The sequence below is a fragment of the Sulfitobacter sp. OXR-159 genome, from assembly GCF_034377145.1.
Taxonomy (GTDB): Bacteria; Pseudomonadota; Alphaproteobacteria; order Rhodobacterales; family Rhodobacteraceae; genus Sulfitobacter.
This window is the reverse complement of the sequence record NZ_CP139708.1, coordinates 101,524-116,839: the sequence shown is the minus strand read 5'-3', so window position 1 is coordinate 116,839 and position 15,316 is coordinate 101,524. Positions and strand designations below refer to the sequence as shown.

General features: G+C 61.4%; 13 protein-coding genes. All 13 read right to left on the bottom strand.

Features of this window, described 5'->3' with window-relative positions; all coding sequences use genetic code 11:
* Positions 1-32 precede the first annotated feature (32 nt).
* The 13 genes from xylB to T8A63_RS18420 all read right to left on the bottom strand — a co-directional run bounded on the left by xylB (position 33) and on the right by T8A63_RS18420 (position 15,310).
* Entirely contained in the window at positions 33-1,478 is a 1,446-nt protein-coding gene (gene xylB, locus T8A63_RS18480; RefSeq protein WP_322346083.1) for a xylulokinase, read from the bottom strand.
* Between the two features lie 62 nt (positions 1,479-1,540).
* A complete protein-coding gene (locus T8A63_RS18475; RefSeq protein WP_322346081.1) occupies positions 1,541-2,488 on the bottom strand; it encodes an ABC transporter substrate-binding protein in 948 nt (315 codons plus the stop codon).
* A 33-nt stretch (positions 2,489-2,521) separates the two neighbouring features.
* Positions 2,522-3,520 carry an ABC transporter permease gene (locus T8A63_RS18470; RefSeq protein WP_322346080.1) on the bottom strand — a complete coding sequence of 333 codons (999 nt, stop codon included), beginning with the start codon at positions 3,518-3,520 and terminating at the stop codon, positions 2,522-2,524.
* Between the two features lie 11 nt (positions 3,521-3,531).
* Positions 3,532-5,049: a sugar ABC transporter ATP-binding protein gene (locus T8A63_RS18465; RefSeq protein WP_322346079.1), complete on the bottom strand. Its 1,518-nt coding sequence runs from the start codon at positions 5,047-5,049 to the stop codon at positions 3,532-3,534.
* The gene (locus tag T8A63_RS18460) at positions 5,046-6,182 is read right to left on the bottom strand and encodes a Gfo/Idh/MocA family protein (protein WP_067915841.1); all 1,137 of its coding nucleotides are present in this window, start codon (positions 6,180-6,182) and stop codon (positions 5,046-5,048) included. The genes T8A63_RS18465 and T8A63_RS18460 overlap by 4 nt, the downstream gene beginning before the upstream one ends.
* The gene (locus T8A63_RS18455) at positions 6,182-7,237 is read right to left on the bottom strand and encodes a sugar phosphate isomerase/epimerase (RefSeq protein WP_322346077.1); all 1,056 of its coding nucleotides are present in this window, start codon (positions 7,235-7,237) and stop codon (positions 6,182-6,184) included. Before T8A63_RS18455 ends, T8A63_RS18460 begins: the two co-directional genes overlap by 1 nt.
* Positions 7,238-7,256: 19 nt before the next feature.
* Positions 7,257-8,552 (bottom strand): xylose isomerase, encoded by a 1,296-nt coding sequence (gene xylA / locus T8A63_RS18450; RefSeq protein ID WP_322346075.1) that lies wholly within the window; start codon positions 8,550-8,552, stop codon positions 7,257-7,259.
* Positions 8,549-9,607 carry a LacI family DNA-binding transcriptional regulator gene (locus T8A63_RS18445; RefSeq protein ID WP_322346072.1) on the bottom strand — a complete coding sequence of 353 codons (1,059 nt, stop codon included), beginning with the start codon at positions 9,605-9,607 and terminating at the stop codon, positions 8,549-8,551. Before T8A63_RS18445 ends, xylA begins: the two co-directional genes overlap by 4 nt.
* A 186-nt stretch (positions 9,608-9,793) precedes the next feature.
* Positions 9,794-10,801 carry an oligopeptide/dipeptide ABC transporter ATP-binding protein gene (locus T8A63_RS18440; RefSeq protein ID WP_322346070.1) on the bottom strand — a complete coding sequence of 336 codons (1,008 nt, stop codon included), beginning with the start codon at positions 10,799-10,801 and terminating at the stop codon, positions 9,794-9,796.
* Positions 10,798-11,766: an oligopeptide/dipeptide ABC transporter ATP-binding protein gene (locus tag T8A63_RS18435; protein ID WP_322346069.1), complete on the bottom strand. Its 969-nt coding sequence runs from the start codon at positions 11,764-11,766 to the stop codon at positions 10,798-10,800. Before T8A63_RS18435 ends, T8A63_RS18440 begins: the two co-directional genes overlap by 4 nt.
* On the bottom strand, positions 11,766-12,680 hold the full coding sequence (locus tag T8A63_RS18430; RefSeq protein WP_322346067.1) for an ABC transporter permease: 915 nt from the start codon (positions 12,678-12,680) through the stop codon (positions 11,766-11,768). Before T8A63_RS18430 ends, T8A63_RS18435 begins: the two co-directional genes overlap by 1 nt.
* A gap of 1 nt (position 12,681) precedes the next feature.
* On the bottom strand, positions 12,682-13,599 hold the full coding sequence (oppB, locus tag T8A63_RS18425) for an oligopeptide ABC transporter permease OppB (RefSeq protein WP_067625840.1): 918 nt from the start codon (positions 13,597-13,599) through the stop codon (positions 12,682-12,684).
* A gap of 94 nt (positions 13,600-13,693) precedes the next feature.
* Complete coding sequence (locus T8A63_RS18420) at positions 13,694-15,310, bottom strand: peptide ABC transporter substrate-binding protein (RefSeq protein WP_322346065.1); 1,617 nt, start codon at positions 15,308-15,310, stop codon at positions 13,694-13,696.
* Between the last annotated feature and the right edge of the window lie 6 nt (positions 15,311-15,316).

The window sequence follows — 15,316 nt, the reverse complement described above, 5'->3', positions numbered from 1 at the left end:
CCCTTGCTCTGTCTATCATTATGATCTGGTGGTTAGCGCGTCTGGCGCCCCGTCCACGCCTGTCGGTAGGCCGCGTAGCTTTGCGCATAGGCCCCTTCAAGCGAGGGGTTCGGGGCGATGCTTTTGCGGATCTTTGGAGGGTGTATCACCTCGGCCTGGCGTGCCTCCCCGCAGCCCAGCATGGCCAGCCGTGCCGCGCCAAGCGCCGCCCCCTGCGCACCGCTTTCCGGCACGTCGAGGGTCATCCCGGTGATGTCGGCGATCATCTGCAACCAAGTCTCTGACTGGCTGCCCCCGCCCGCCACGCAAACACGCTCTGGCAGGGAGCCACTTTGCTCCAGTGCGCGACAGCAATCGGCAAAGGCAAAGCCGACCCCCTCCATCACGGCCTGCACCATGTCGGGCAGCCCATGCCCCCGGCGCAGCCCGTGGAAGGCTCCGGTGGCGTCAGGCGCGTTATGCGGCGTGCGTTCGCCAGAAAGATAGGGCAGGAAAGTGATGGGAGAGGGTTCGGTCGCATCCCTAACCATGCCCGCCAAGGCTGCGGGACTTTGTCCCGTGATCTGCCCCAGCCATGCCAAAGCATCCGTGGCAGATAAGATCACGCCCATCTGATGCCATGTCTCGGGCACGGCGTGGCAGAAACTATGCACCGCGCTTTCGGTGTTGCTGGCGAAACGGTCGGTCACGGTGAAAAGCACGCCCGACGTGCCGAGTGACAAAAACCCCTGCCCCGGTTGCACCAGCCCCAGCCCGACGGCGGTGGCCGCGTTGTCGCCCGCGCCCCCCGCAACGGCGACGTTGCTGACGCCCCAGTCGGCGGCAAGCGCGGCCCGCAGCCCACCCGCGCGCGCACTGCCCTCAACCAAGCGAGGCATGTGATCGCGGGTCAAGTCCGTCGCGGCGAGCAATTCATCCGACCAATCGCGTTTGGCCACATCCAGCCAAAGCGTGCCCGCCGCGTCGGACATTTCCGAGACGTGTTCACCCGTCAGCCAAAGGCCGACATAATCCTTGGGCAACAGAACTTTGCGGACCTGTGCGAAAACCTCAGGCTCATGCTTTTGCACCCACCGCAACTTGGGCGCGGTGAAACCTGCCATGACGAGATTGCCGCCTAGCCCGCGAAAATCGGCGCGCGCTTCCAACTCCGCGCATTCGGCGTGGGCGCGGCCGTCGTTCCACAGGATCGCCGGGCGCAGGGGCCGGTCGTTGGCATCCAATAGCGTGGCACCGTGCATCTGGCCCGACACGGCAATGCCGCGCAGCGCTGCAAAGTGCACAGGGGCCGCAGCGCGGACCTGCGCAATCGCGGCCTCGCAGGCGGTGATCCATGATTGAGGGTCCTGCTCGCTCCACATCGGGTGCGGGCGCTGAACCTCCAACGGGGCATGACCCTCGGCCAAGGCTTTTCGGCCTTCGTCGATCAAAAGCGCTTTGACGCCCGAGGTGCCTAGGTCCAAGCCGAGATAGGTCATGCGGTACTCATTACTTCACAGGTGGGAAAATGCCACCGGCAATCTGCCGGTGGCGATGTTCATTAGAACGGGCTGTCAGGATAGTAGAAATCCATCGCGTTCTCTTGGGTCACCAGAACCGAGCCGATGACGAAAGTGCCCGAGACCGGCGCGTTGGAGGTGAGGCCCACGGCGGTCAGTTCAATCGCGGTGGCGATCATCGACGGCGGATAGGTCACATTGGCCGGGATCATCGCGTCGCCATCGGCGGTACGCTTGATCATTTCTTTCATACCAGCACCGCCAAGCACGAATTTCACATCGTCACGGCCTGCGGCCTCAATCGCGGCCAGAACGCCAATCGCCATGTCATCATCCGAGGCCCACACCGCGTCGATGTTGGGGTATTTCGACAGGAAATCCTGCATCACGGTAAAGCTGTCGTCGCGGTTCCAGTTGCCGTGCTCCATATCGAGCACGTTGATCCCGGCGCCTTCGATGGCTGTGTTGAAGCCTTCTACACGCTCGTTGTCGATGGTGGTGGGGATGCCGCGCAGCACGACGATGTCGCCACCATCTGGCATCTGCTGGGTCATGAACTCACCCGAGACCTTGCCAAAGCCGCTGTTGTCACCCGCAACATAGAGGTCTTGGATCCCCTCGACCGAGAGGCCACGGTCGACCACCGTCACCCATGCGCCGCCATCGGCCACAGCCTGCACCGGCGGGGTCAGCGGGTCGGATTCGAACGGCAGCACCACCAGCGCGTCGATGTTGCGTGTGGCGACCATGTCTTCGATGTCGTTCACCTGTTTGCCGGGGTCCGACGCGGTGGCGAGGACGAAGTCGAGATCGGGATAGACCTCTTCCAGCCGCTCGACGGTCTCCTTGGCGTGGAAGTTCATGCCCCCCGCCCAGCCGTGGGTCGCCGCCGGGATCGAGACGCCGATAACCTTGGTCTCTTGGGCAAAGGCGCCCGTACCGACAGCCGTGGCCAGCGCCGTCGCAATGAATGTTTTGGTAAATGTCATTTTTGCTCCTCCCATGAAGCGTTCAACTACGGCTTAAAGCGCCGTCTTCCTTTCGCGCTGTAGGATCACAGCGAGAATGATGATAATCCCTTGGATCGCCCCATTGAGATATGGCGACACGAAATCGGTAAGGTTCAGAATATTGCCGATAAGGCTCAGGATCAGCACGCCGATGACGGTGCCCCAGACCCGGCCAAAACCGCCCTTCAATACCGTGCCGCCAATGATCACGGCGGCGATGGCTTCCAGCTCCCACAGCACCCCGGTCGAGGCCGAAGCCGAGCCGAGCCGTGGCACATACATGATTGTCGCGATGCCCACCAAGATGCCCAAGGCGGCATAAGAGATCAGACGGGTGCGATTGACGTTCACGTTGGAATAATGCGCGACATGTTCGTTAGAGCCCGTGGCGGCGCAGTGGCGGCCATAGACGGTGCGCGACATGATGATTTCGCCGATGATAACCGCCAGCGCAAAAACGATGATCGGCCAACTGATCCCGAGGATCCCGTCGAAATACACGGGCCGGTAGAAACTGCGCAGCCCGAAATCGAGCGACAGGGTGCCGCCATCGGCCAGCCACGTCACCAGCGAGCGGTAGATGCCCATGGACCCGAGCGTGACGATGAAGGCCTCAATGCCAAGGGCGGTGATCAAAAAGCCGTTCAACAGGCCAGCCAATAGCCCCGCGACGATGGCCGTGAACATCCCCAACAGGATGATCGGCACGCCGACACCGAGGCTTGGCAAGGCGGCGTTCATCACCAAGATCATCAGCCCCGCAATAAAGGCCGCCATCGACCCGACAGAGAGGTCGAGCCCCCCGGCGGTGATGACAAAGGTCATGCCCACCGCGATGATCCCGATGAAGGCCGAGCGGGCGAGGACGTTGGTGATATTCGCCGCACTCAGGAAGTTTGAGTTCATCAGCGCGCCGATGACCAAAAGGACGATCAGCGCGATGATTGGCCCGAGGACGGACATCGACGGCATCCGGAAGCTTTTGGTGTGAGGTGTGGTTACATCTGTCATCTTCAGTTTCCTTAGGCCGTCATCGGCATTTGTTCGGCGCTCAGCCCCATCGAGAGGCGCACAATCGCGTCTTCCGTGATTTCACCCGCGTTCAGCGTGCCGCTGACCTCGCCCAGCCGCATGACCATCACACGGTCGGCAAGGCCGATGAGTTCGGGCATTTCAGAGGTGATCACGATGATCGCATGACCCTGATCGGCCAGTTTGCGCAGGAAGGCATAGATTTGCTGCTTGGTACCGATGTCGATGCCGCGTGTGGGTTCATCGACGATCAGGATGCGCGGCTCAGAGAGCATGATCTTGGCCAGCAGCAGTTTCTGCTGGTTGCCACCCGACATATTGCCGACGCGCACATCACGGCTGCCTGCGCGAATGTCGAATTCGCTGATCGCATGGGTCAGCGCCGTTTCCTCGGCGCCTCGGTCGATCAGGAAACCGCCGAATTTATGCAGGTTCTGCAGCGTTAGGTTTTCTCGCATGCCGCGTTCCAACAGCAGCCCGCGCAGCTTGCGGTCTTCGGTGAGGTAGCAAAGCCCCTCCTGCTGCGCGTCGCTCGGCTTCTTGAACTGCACCGGCTCCCCAAAGAGGGTGACACGATCGAACGTCGCCGGGCGCAGCCCCGCCAGCCCTTCCATCACTTCGGTCCGGCCCGAGCCGATGAGCCCGCCGACACCCAAAATTTCGCCCTGCCGCAACGAAAAGGAGACGTTTCTGGCAAAGCCCGGCACGCTGAGGTTTTCGACCGAGAGCACCTCTGGCGCGCCCTGTGCCACGCCGGGTTTTGGCGGATAGAGGTCCGACACATCCCGGCCCACCATAGCGGTGGCCATCTCGTCTTCGGTGATGTCCGAGCTTGGCCCCGAATGCACCACTGCCCCGTCACGCATGATGGTCACATGGTCCGAGATCTCGGCCACTTCGTCCAATTTATGCGAGGTGAACAGAACTGCCGTGCCCGCCGCGCGCAGCGCCGCGACCTGTTTAAACAGCACATCGGTCTCGCGTTTGGTCAGCACCGCCGTCGGCTCATCCATGATCAACACCCGCGCATCGCGCGACAGGGCTTTGGCGATTTCGACCATCTGTTTGTCGGAGTTGGACAGGCGCGACACCAGCGCATCCGGAGAAACGTTGCAGGCCACCCGATCAAGATAGTCCCGCGTGCGCCGCCGCATCTCGGCCTTGTCGAGCAGTGGCCCGCGTTTCAACTCGCGGCCCAGAAAGATGTTTTGCTCAACGGTCAGCTGTTCGGCCAGATTGAACTCTTGGTGGATCATCACGATCCCCGCCATCTCGCCTTCGTGCAGGCTGTTGAACCGCACCGGCGCGCCGTCGAGTTGCACATCGCCCTTGCTGGGCAGTTGATAGCCCGCCATGATCTTCATCGTGGTGGACTTGCCCGCCCCGTTCTCACCAATGAGCGCATGAACGGTCCCCGGCTCCAGCGCGAGGGTCACGCCATGCAGCACTTCGATCGAGCCGAAGCTCTTGCTCACGTCGCGCAGGGCAAGAACGGGGGTGGCGCTCATAGCTTGGTCCACGCCGCATCATTGGCCGAGGAGGTGACACAGGCGTTGATGAAACGCATCCCCGCCATGCCCGCAGTGATGCCGGGCAGCACGCCCATGGCGCTTTCGCGGGTCGCCCCGCCCTGCACCGCACGGATCGCATCGGCGGCCTCATTATAGATTGTGGCGAACCCTTCGAGGTAGCCTTCGGGGTGGCCACCGGGAATGCGACTCACCGACTGCGAGGCTTCTGATGTTCCGGCCCCGTTGCGGGTAATCAGGCGTTTCGGCTCTCCCAATGGCGTGAACCACAGGTAGTTCGGGTCCTCCTGCGACCACTCCAGACCGCCTTTTTCCCCATAAACCCGCAGCTTCAGCGCGTTTTCGTTACCGGGGGCCACTTGGCTTGACCACAGCATGCCGCGCGCGCCGCCCGCAAAACGCAGCATCATATGCGCGTTGTCGTCGAGCTTTCGCCCCTTGCCCCAGCTTTGCAGATCTGCGGCAAGGCTTTCGACCTGCAGACCGCTGACAAAGCACGCAAGGTTATGGGCATGGGTGCCGATGTCCCCCACCGAGCCGCCCGCGCCAGAGCGTGCGGGATCGGTGCGCCATTCGGCTTGTTTGACGCCTTCGTTCTCCATCGGCGCGGTTAGCCAATCCTGCGGGTACTCTGCCTGAACGATGCGAATATCGCCCAGATCACCCGCCGCCACCATGGCCCGCGCTTGGCGGATCATGGGGTAGCCGGTGTAGTTATGGGTGAGGATGAAAAGCGCCTCGGCCTCCGCGACGCTGGCCGCCAACGCCTCCGCATCCTCAAGCGTGGAGGTCAGCGGCTTGTCGCAGATCACATGGATGCCCTTGGCCAAGAATGCTTGGGCTGCGGCGGCGTGCACGTGGTTAGGCGTCACGATCGAAACCGCCTCAATCCCGTCGTCGCGGGCGGCTTCGGCCTCGGCCATCTCTTCGAAACTGCCGTAGGAGCGTGGGATGCCCAAAGCCTCTGCACTGGCAGCGGATTTTTCAGGGGTCGAAGACAGCGCGCCTGCGACCAGATCGAACCGGTCGTCGATGCGCGAGGCGATGCGGTGCACCCCGCCGATAAAGGCGTCATTGCCGCCGCCCACCATGCCAAGTCGAATACGTGCCATCAGTCGATCCCCAGCATCTTGCGGTTTGCCGCCTCATCGGTGCCGCCATCGGCGAAATCGTCAAAGGCTTTGTCGGTTACGCGGATGATGTGATCTGAGACGAACTGCGCCCCCTCGCGCGCGCCGTCTTCGGGGTGTTTTAGGCAGCATTCCCATTCCACCACGGCCCAGCCATCGAAATCATTCGCCGCCATTTTGGAAAAGACCGCGCCGAAATCAACCTGACCATCGCCCAAAGACCGGAACCGCCCGGCGCGGTCCGTCCAGCTTTGGTAGCCCGAATAGACCCCTTGCCGCCCGGTGGGATTGAACTCCGCATCCTTGACATGGAACATCTTGATCCGGTCCTTGTAGATGTCGATGTTATCAATATAATCAAGGCATTGCAGCACATAGTGGCTGGGATCATAAAGCATATTGGCCCGCGCGTGATTGCCCGTGCGCTCCAAGAACATCTCATAGGTGATGCCGTCATGCAGGTCTTCGCCGGGGTGGATCTCATAGCAGACATCGACGCCGCTGTCTTCGGCGTGGTTCAGGATCGGCAGCCAACGCGCGGCCAACTCATCAAAGGCGGTCTCGATCAGCCCCGCAGGGCGCTGTGGCCATGGGTAGACATAAGGCCACGCCAGCGCGCCCGAGAAGGTCGCATGTGCGCCAATCCCCATATTCTTGGACGCCGAAAGCGCCATCTTTACCTGCTCGACGGCCCATTCCTGACGCGCCTTGGGGTTGCCGCGCACTTCCTCTACTGCGAAGCCGTCAAAGGCAGTGTCATAGGCCGGGTGCACCGCGACCAACTGGCCCTGAAGGTGGGTCGAAAGTTCGGTGACCTCTACGCCGTTCTCGACTGCCTTGCCCTTGAACTCATCGCAGTAATCCTTGCTTGACGCCGCTTTGGCCAAGTCGATCAGCCGTGCGTCCCAACTGGGCACCTGCACACCCTTATAGCCACAATCGGCAGCCCATTTGGTGATGCTGTCCCAAGAATTAAACGGCGCTTCGTCGCCTGCAAACTGCGCCAGAAACAGCGCTGGTCCCTTGATCGTTTTCATGGTGGTCCTCCCTCCTCGCTTACACGAAGCGATTTACGATATTCTCCAGAATTTCCTGCCGGCCCGAGCGGGGCTGCGGATTGATGCCGTCTTTGGCAACCTGCGCCGCGATGCTGGCCAGATCCCCCTCCAGCATGGCCTTGGCGTTGGGGCTCTCCCAGCCCGCGTAGCGTTCATCGCGCATGGCCTCGAGCGTGCCATCCTCCAACATCGCGACGGCGGCTTTGAAGCCCCGCGCGCAGACATCCATCGCGCCTGCATGGGCCGCGACCAGATCGATCGGGTCAAGCGATTGCCGCCGCAGCTTGGCGTCGAAGTTGGTGCCGCCGGTGGTGAACCCGCCCGCTTTGAGCACCTCGTAATAGGCCAGCGCGACCTCGGGGACGTTGTTGGGGAACTGGTCCGTGTCCCAGCCCGATTGATAGTCGTTGCGGTTCATGTCGATGGAGCCGAAGATCCCCAGAGAGGACGCCAGCGCCAATTCATGTTCGAACGAATGGCCCGCAAGGATCGCGTGGCCCTGTTCGATGTTCATCTGAACCTCGCCCTCCAGCCCGAACTCCTTAAGGAAACCATAGACGGTCGCGACATCGAAATCATACTGGTGTTTGGTGGGCTCCTGCGGCTTCGGCTCCACCAGAATGGCACCTTTGAAGCCGATCTTGTGTTTGTACTCCACCGCCATCTGCAAGAACCGTCCGGCCTGCTGGCGTTCGCGTTTCAGGTCGGTGTTCAGCAGGGTTTCATAGCCCTCGCGCCCGCCCCAAAGCACATAGTTCCGGCCGTCCAGCTTGTGGGTCGCATCCATACAGGCTTTGACCGTCGCCGCGGACCAGGCAAAGACCTCCGGGTCGGGGTTGGTGGCCGCGCCCGACATAAAGCGGCGGTGACCAAAGAGGTTCGCGGTGCCCCAAAGCAGCTTGGTCTTGGAGCTTTCCATCTTGGTGCCGAAGTAGTCGATGATCTCTTCGAAATTACGCAGGCTCTCGGCGAATGTATCGCCTTCGGGGCGGATGTCGGCATCGTGCCAGCAGAAGAAAGGCGCGTTCAGCAGATCGAACATCTCAAACGCCACATCGGCCTTGAGGCGTGCCATGTCCATCGTCTCGCCAAACCACGGGCGGTCAAATGTCTGGCCGCCGAAGGGATCGCCGCCGGGCCACGCAAAGGAATGCCAATAGGCCAAAGCAAAGCGCAGGTGGTCTTCCATCCGTTTGCCCATGACCACTTCGTCAGGATTGTAGTGGCGAAAGGTCAGGTCAGACCCTTCTGGGTCATAGGACAGGGGCTTAATATCTTTAAAGAAATCACTCATGTATCTTGGGCCTTCATCTGATCGGTCAAAGCGTCGGCGGGCAGATTGTCCCGCACATAAATCGTCGGCACGAGTTCCGGCATCGGCGGCAGGTCTTTCGCGTCAATCAGGGCGCGCAGCACGGTGAACGCGCGGTTGATTTCCACGTCAGGCCGCTGGTCGATGACCAGATCAATCTGCCGCTCCATCAGTGCTTGGCGGGAATGGGCGACAAGCTCATGCACCACGCAAAAGGGGCGTGTCCCCTGCCCGCCGCGAAGGGCGGCGATCAGGCCGCTGTTGCCCGCGCCAACGTTGTAAAGCGCCGTCAGCCCTTGCTGGGTCAGGACCTCTTGCGTCTGCGCCTGAAGCACCTGCGCATCGTCCTTGGTCATGATCGGGTCGAGCACCGAAACCTGCGGAAAATCAGCGTTGAGCACTTCGCGAAATCCGGCAAGGCGCTCCGCGTGGTCACGCGCGTCGAGCGAGCCTGCAAAGGTCTGTACCTGCCCGCCTTGCCCGCCATGGGCAAGGCCCACCATCCGCCCGGCAGTGCGCCCGGCGGCGATATTGTCGATGCCGATATAGGCCGCGCGGGCGGCGTGGGGCAGGTCGGAGACAAGGCCCACCACAGCCACCCCTTTGGCGCGCAATTCGGCCAAAGGTGCCTCAAGCGCAGCGCTTTGCAGCCCGACGATGGCGACACCGTCAAAATCACGCTCAAGCAGGGCCGAGATACTGTCTTGCAGCCCTTCCACCGCGAAGGCTGCGACCTCGATCACCTCGGCGGTCACACGCTCGCTGACGTGATGGGCGGCGGCGTGGTCGATGTGCTGGCGGATACGGTTGAAGAAAGCGTTGGAGCCGCGGGGGATCAAAAACGCGAGCCGGTAGATCCGACCGCGCGACAGGTTGGCCGCCGCGACATTGCGCACATAGCCAAGAGAGGTGACCGCCTCGCGCACCTTGGCGATGGACTTGTCGGCCACATTGCCGCGGTTGTTGATCACCCGGTCCGCGGTGGCATAGCTCACCCCGGCAGCGCGTGCGACATCGCTCAGCGTTGGACTTGTCATGATCCCTCCCCCATCGCAACAACCCTCCCAAGCGGCGCGTCTTGACCCTATCTATGAGGATATTTTGATATACGTCAATCATTTTTGATAGACGTATATCATTTTTGCAGAATGCAAAGCCGCCGCAGGGCTCCGAGGCAGCAGGTAAAGCGTTATTGTAAAGGGATTTAAATCAGCAGAAGGGCGTCAGCGCCCTACGGCCACTTCATTTTCCTGCATCGGGCCGGGGTGAATGCAGGCTACCTGATGCGCGCCCCGTCCCGGCTCTGGCACCACTTCAGCGCAATCGGCCTGCGCGCGCGGACAGCGGCCCCGGAAAACACAGCCCGAGGGCGGGTTCATCGGAGAGGGCATATCGCCCGTCATCGGCACGATCTGCTTGGCGCGTTCGGCCACGGGATCGGGGATCGGCACTGCCGAAAGCAACGCCTGCGTATAGGGGTGCTGCGGGTTGTCGTAGAGCTGCGCCTTGGGGGCCTTTTCCATGATGCGGCCCAGATAGAGCACCATGACCTCGTCCGAAATGTTCTTCACCACGCTGAGGTCATGGGCGATAAAGATCATCGCCAGCCCCAGATCGCGCTGCAGCTCCTTCAGCAACTCAATCACCTGCGCTTGGATCGACACATCAAGCGCCGAGACCGGCTCATCGCAGATCAGCAACTTCGGCTCTACGATCAGGGCACGGGCGATGCCGATGCGTTGGCACTGGCCGCCCGAGAACTCATGCGGGTAGCGGTTGATCATCTGCGGCAGCAGACCCACGCGCTTCATCATCTGCGCGACACGGGCGCGGCGTTCCTTGGCAGAGATCTCGGGCCGGTGCGTGCGCAGCGGCTCTGCGATAATCTGGCCCAGCGTCATGCGGGGGTTGAGCGAGGCCAGAGGGTCTTGAAACACCATCTGGATCTCAGAACGGTAGGGTTTCATCTGCCGGGGGGAGAGTGACAGCAGGTCCGTCTCTCCGCGCCAGTTCACCTGCCCCGTCGCCGGGACCATTTGGATCAAGCCCCGCGCGAGGGTGGATTTACCACAGCCGGATTCGCCAACCACGCCAAGCGTTTTGCCCGGCTCCAGATCAAAGCTCACCCCGTTCACCGCGTGCAGATAGCGCGGTTTCATCCAAGGCATGTCGCCAGCGCGGGTGATGGGGAAACGCACGTGGAGGTCGCGCACTGAGAGAAGCGGGCTCATGCGGTGACCTCCGCAATCGGGCGGTGGCAGGCACGGGCGCGGCCTTCGGCAAAAGGCGCAAGGGGCGGCATCACGCGGCAATCCTCGCCGGCGTAGGTGCAGCGTGGGCGGAACGGGCAGCCTTGGGGCGGCGCGGCCATGTTGGGCGGGTTGCCGGGGATCGCCTTCATGGTGGCGTCTTGGTCATCGACCCGCGGCACGGCAGCCAGAAGGCCACGGGTGTAGGGGTGCGTCGGTTGCGCAAAAAGCGGCTCGGTCGGGCCCTGCTCCATCACGCGGCCACCGTACATCACCAGCACCCGCTCGCAGAACCCCGCGACGACGCCAAGGTCATGGGTGATGAGGATCGTGGCCATGCCGAAATCCTTTTGCAGATCACCCAGCAGGTCCATGATCTGCGCCTGCACCGTCACGTCGAGCGCGGTGGTCGGCTCATCCGCGATCAGCAGGTCGGGTTTGCACAGCAGCGACATGGCGATCATCACCCGCTGGCGCATCCCGCCGGAGAACTCGTGCGGGAAGAGGCGGATGCGCTCCTTGGCTGCGGGGATCTTCACCGCGTCGAGCATCCGCACCGACTCCGCCAGTGCGTCGCGTTTGGACATGCCTTTGTGCAGGGTCAGCACCTCGGTCATCTGGTCGGCGATGCGCATATAGGGATTGAGCGAAGTCATCGGATCTTGAAAGATCATCGCGATCCGCTCAGCCCGCAGTTTGTTCAGCACCTTCGGCTTCGCGCCCAAAATCTCCTGCCCGTCAAAGCGCACCGACCCGCCCGTGCGCCCATTCGGCGCAAGCAGCCCCATGATTGAGAAGGCGGTCTGGCTCTTGCCCGAGCCGCTTTCGCCGACGATGCCCAAGGTCTCACCCCGGCTGATCGACAGCGACAGGTCGTTGACCGCATGCACGGGGCCATCTTCGCCGTCGAAGGCGACAGAGAGCTTGTCGATTTCCAGCAGAGACATCAGCGATCCTTGGGGTCGAGGGCGTCACGCAATCCGTCGCCGATAAAGAACAGGCCAAAGAGCGTGAGACAGAAGAACAGCAGCGGGAAACCCAACTGCCAAGTGGTGCCATAGGCGATGGTGCCCGCCCCTTCGGAGATCAGCGCCCCGAGGGAGGTGAGCGGCTCTTGAATGCCAAGCCCGAGGAACGAAATGAAGCTTTCCGTCAGGATCATCAGCGGGACCAGCAGCGTGGCGTAAACCGCGATCACGCCCAAGAGGTTGGGTACGATATGGCGCAGGATGATGACCGGGGCCGAGACGCCGGTGGCGCGGGCGGCCTCGACAAACTCGCGGCCCTTGATGGTCAGCGTCTGGCCGCGCACGATGCGGGCCATCTCCATCCAAGAGATCAGTCCGACGCCTGCAAAAAGGATGGTGATCGAGCGGCCATACATGACCAAGAGCAGGATCAGCACGAACATGTAAGGCACGGCCATGAAGATATCGACGAGCCGCATCATGATGCTGTCGGTGCGCCCACCGAAGTAGCCCGCTACCGCGCCGTAAAGCGTGCCGACCACACAGGCAATCAACGCGCCGACAAGGCCCACCGCGAGGCTGATCTGCGTGCCTTGCACGGTGCGGGCGAACAAATCGCGCCCCAGATCGTCGGTGCCAAAGTAATGGCCGCTTTCAATCGACGGCCCACCCAATTCGACGATCTGGCCCATGACGTTGTAGTCCAATTCCTCGTTCGACCATCGCGCAAAGCTGTTGCCAAAAAGCGCGAAGGCTACGACGAAGCCGAGGATCACCAGCCCCATCAGCGCCGCCTTGTTGCGAAAGAACCGCCGCCGCGCATCGGCCCAAGGCGAGCGGCCCTTGCCTGCGATCTCACTGGCCTCGACCCGTTGTTCGGATGTCATCACCATGTCAGTACCGGATCTTGGGGTCGATCCACCCGTAGAGGATATCGACCACGAGGTTAAAGAAGATGGTCAGCGCGCCCACGAGGATCGTCACCCCCATCATCACCGCGTAGTCGCGGTTGAGCGCTGAATCGACGAAAGCCTTGCCAATGCCGCCAGTGGAGAAATAGATATCGACCACCACAGAGCCAGTGATCATGGCCACGAAAGCCGGCCCGAGATAGGAAATCACCGGCAACATCGCGGGTTTCAGCGCATGGCGCAGGATCACCCGGCGTTCGGGCAGCCCCTTGGCGCGCGCGGTGCGGATGTGGTTGGAGGTCAGCACTTCGAGCATCGACGAGCGCGTGATCCGCGCGATGGACGCCATGAAAGACGTCGACAGCGCGATCACCGGCATGATCCAATATTCCGGCCCCTGCCAACCACCGCCCGGCAGCCAGCCGAGCCAAAGGGTAAAGACCAGCACCAAGATCGGCGCCATAACGAAATTCGGCAGCACCTGCGCCCCGATAGAGACGCCAACCGCGACATAATCGAGCAGCGAGTTGTGCCGGACCGCTGCGGCCACGCCAAGGCCAACGCCGACGATCACTGCGACAGCAAAGGACAACAGCCCATAGGTCAGCGTAATCGGGAAACCTTGGGCGATGATCTCATTCACCGAACGGTCTTTGTAAACAAAGCTCGGCCCGAAATCGAACTCGGTCACGATGCCCCAGACATAGCTACCGATCTGCTTCCACAGCGGATCATCCAGCCCGTATTTCGCGTTGAGGTTGGCCAGCACCTGCGGCGGCAACTCGCGTTCCGAGGTGAAGGGGCCACCGGGCGCAGAATGCATCAGCAGGAAGGAAATCACGATCAACACCAAAAGTGTCGGGATCGCAATCGCAAGGCGCTTGAGGATGTAACTGAGCAAGAGGCGCGCGCTCCGAATACGGGGTTTGTGGGGGGTGTAGAATAGAATCGGGCAGCCCGTGCCTTAACCGCCGGGCTGCCCGAATGTCGAGAGGTTACTCGGCGGTACGATAGAGGTCCTTGCCGTACCACGTGTTGTTCACGTTATTCTCGGGCAGACCTTCGATGTCTTCCGCGATCATGTCGACGTTGGCGTAGTGGTAAATCGGGATGATCGGCATTTCCTCGGCCAAGATACGCTCCGCGTCTTTGTAAAGCGGCTGCGGGTCTTCGGCGGTTTTGCTGTCCTTCATGAGCTTGTCATAAGCGTCATTGTAGAACTCGCCGTTGTTGTGACCCGAATATGACGTCAGCAGATCAAGGTAAGTCGAGGCCTCGTTGTAGTCGCCGCACCAAGCGTAACGCGCCATGTCGTAGTCTTGGTTTTGCATGCGGTCGGTGTGGACCTTCCACTCATAGTTGTCGAGCGTGAGGTTCACGCCGATCTGTTTGAGCATCTGCGAGGCCGCAATGGCGATCTTTTTGTGATCTTCCGATGTGTTGTACTGCAGCGTCAGGTCCAGCGGGTTGTCGGGGCCATATCCCGCCTCGGCCAACAGTTCTTTGGCCTTTTCCACGCGCTGCGCCTGATCCATATTGTCGGCCCAATCCAACTCGGGACGCTCGAAATCGGCGATCGCCCAGTGGGTCCAGTTGTACGACGGCTTCTGACCGCCTTGCAGGATACGCTCGACAATGATGTCGCGGTCGATGGCATAGGCCAACGCTTTGCGCACATTGACGTTTTTCAGCGCCTCGGGGCCCTTTTCCCCTACGTTCAGCATGTAGATATAGGAGCAGTTATAGGGGGTTGAGACCGCCTGTTCGGGGTACTCTTTCTTCAGACGCGGGTATTGACCGGCGGGGATATCCACGCGGTCCAACTCACCAGCCAGATAGCGGGTCAGCGCTTGGTTCACGTCATTGATCGTGAGCGCGGTGATCTTCTCCATCACGACATTGGCGGCGTCCCAATAGGTGTCGTTCTTCTCCATCACGACACGTTCGCCCAACTGATGCTCGACCAGTTTATAAGCGCCGTTGCCGATGAGCGTGCCCGCATCGGTCCAATCGTCGCCATGCTCTTCCACCACGCTTTGCAGCACGGGGAAGGTCGACCCATGCACCAGCATCTGCGGGAAATAGGGCAGCGGCGTGGTGATCTTGACCTCAAGCGTGTGGTCGTCGACGGCTTGGATGCCCAATTCCTCGGGCGACTTGTCCCCGGCGATGATCTCAGGCGCGTTTTCGACCTGCATCAACTCCATATACCATGCGTATTCCGACGCGGTCGCCGGGTCCGCCAAACGGCGCCAAGAATAGACGAAATCATTGGCCGTGACCGGCTCGCCATTGGACCATTTGGCGTCTTTGCGCAGGTTGAAGGTGTAGGTCTTGCCGTCTTCGGAGACTTCGTGGTCAAGCGCCACACCGGGGACCAGTTCGCCATTGCCGTCTTCGTTATAAAGCCCTTCAAAGAGGTTGCGCAGCACGTCCGAACCTTCGACATCGGTGTTGATCTGCGGGTCCATCGACTTGATCGCGTCAAGCAGCCAGAAGGTATAGCTTTGATCTTCGGCAAGGTTCACACCCTCGGGGACATCGGCGGCTTGGGCCTGAAACGCAAGGCCGAGCGCCAATGCGGAGGATGCAAGTGTGGTGCGTAGCTTCATGGTGAC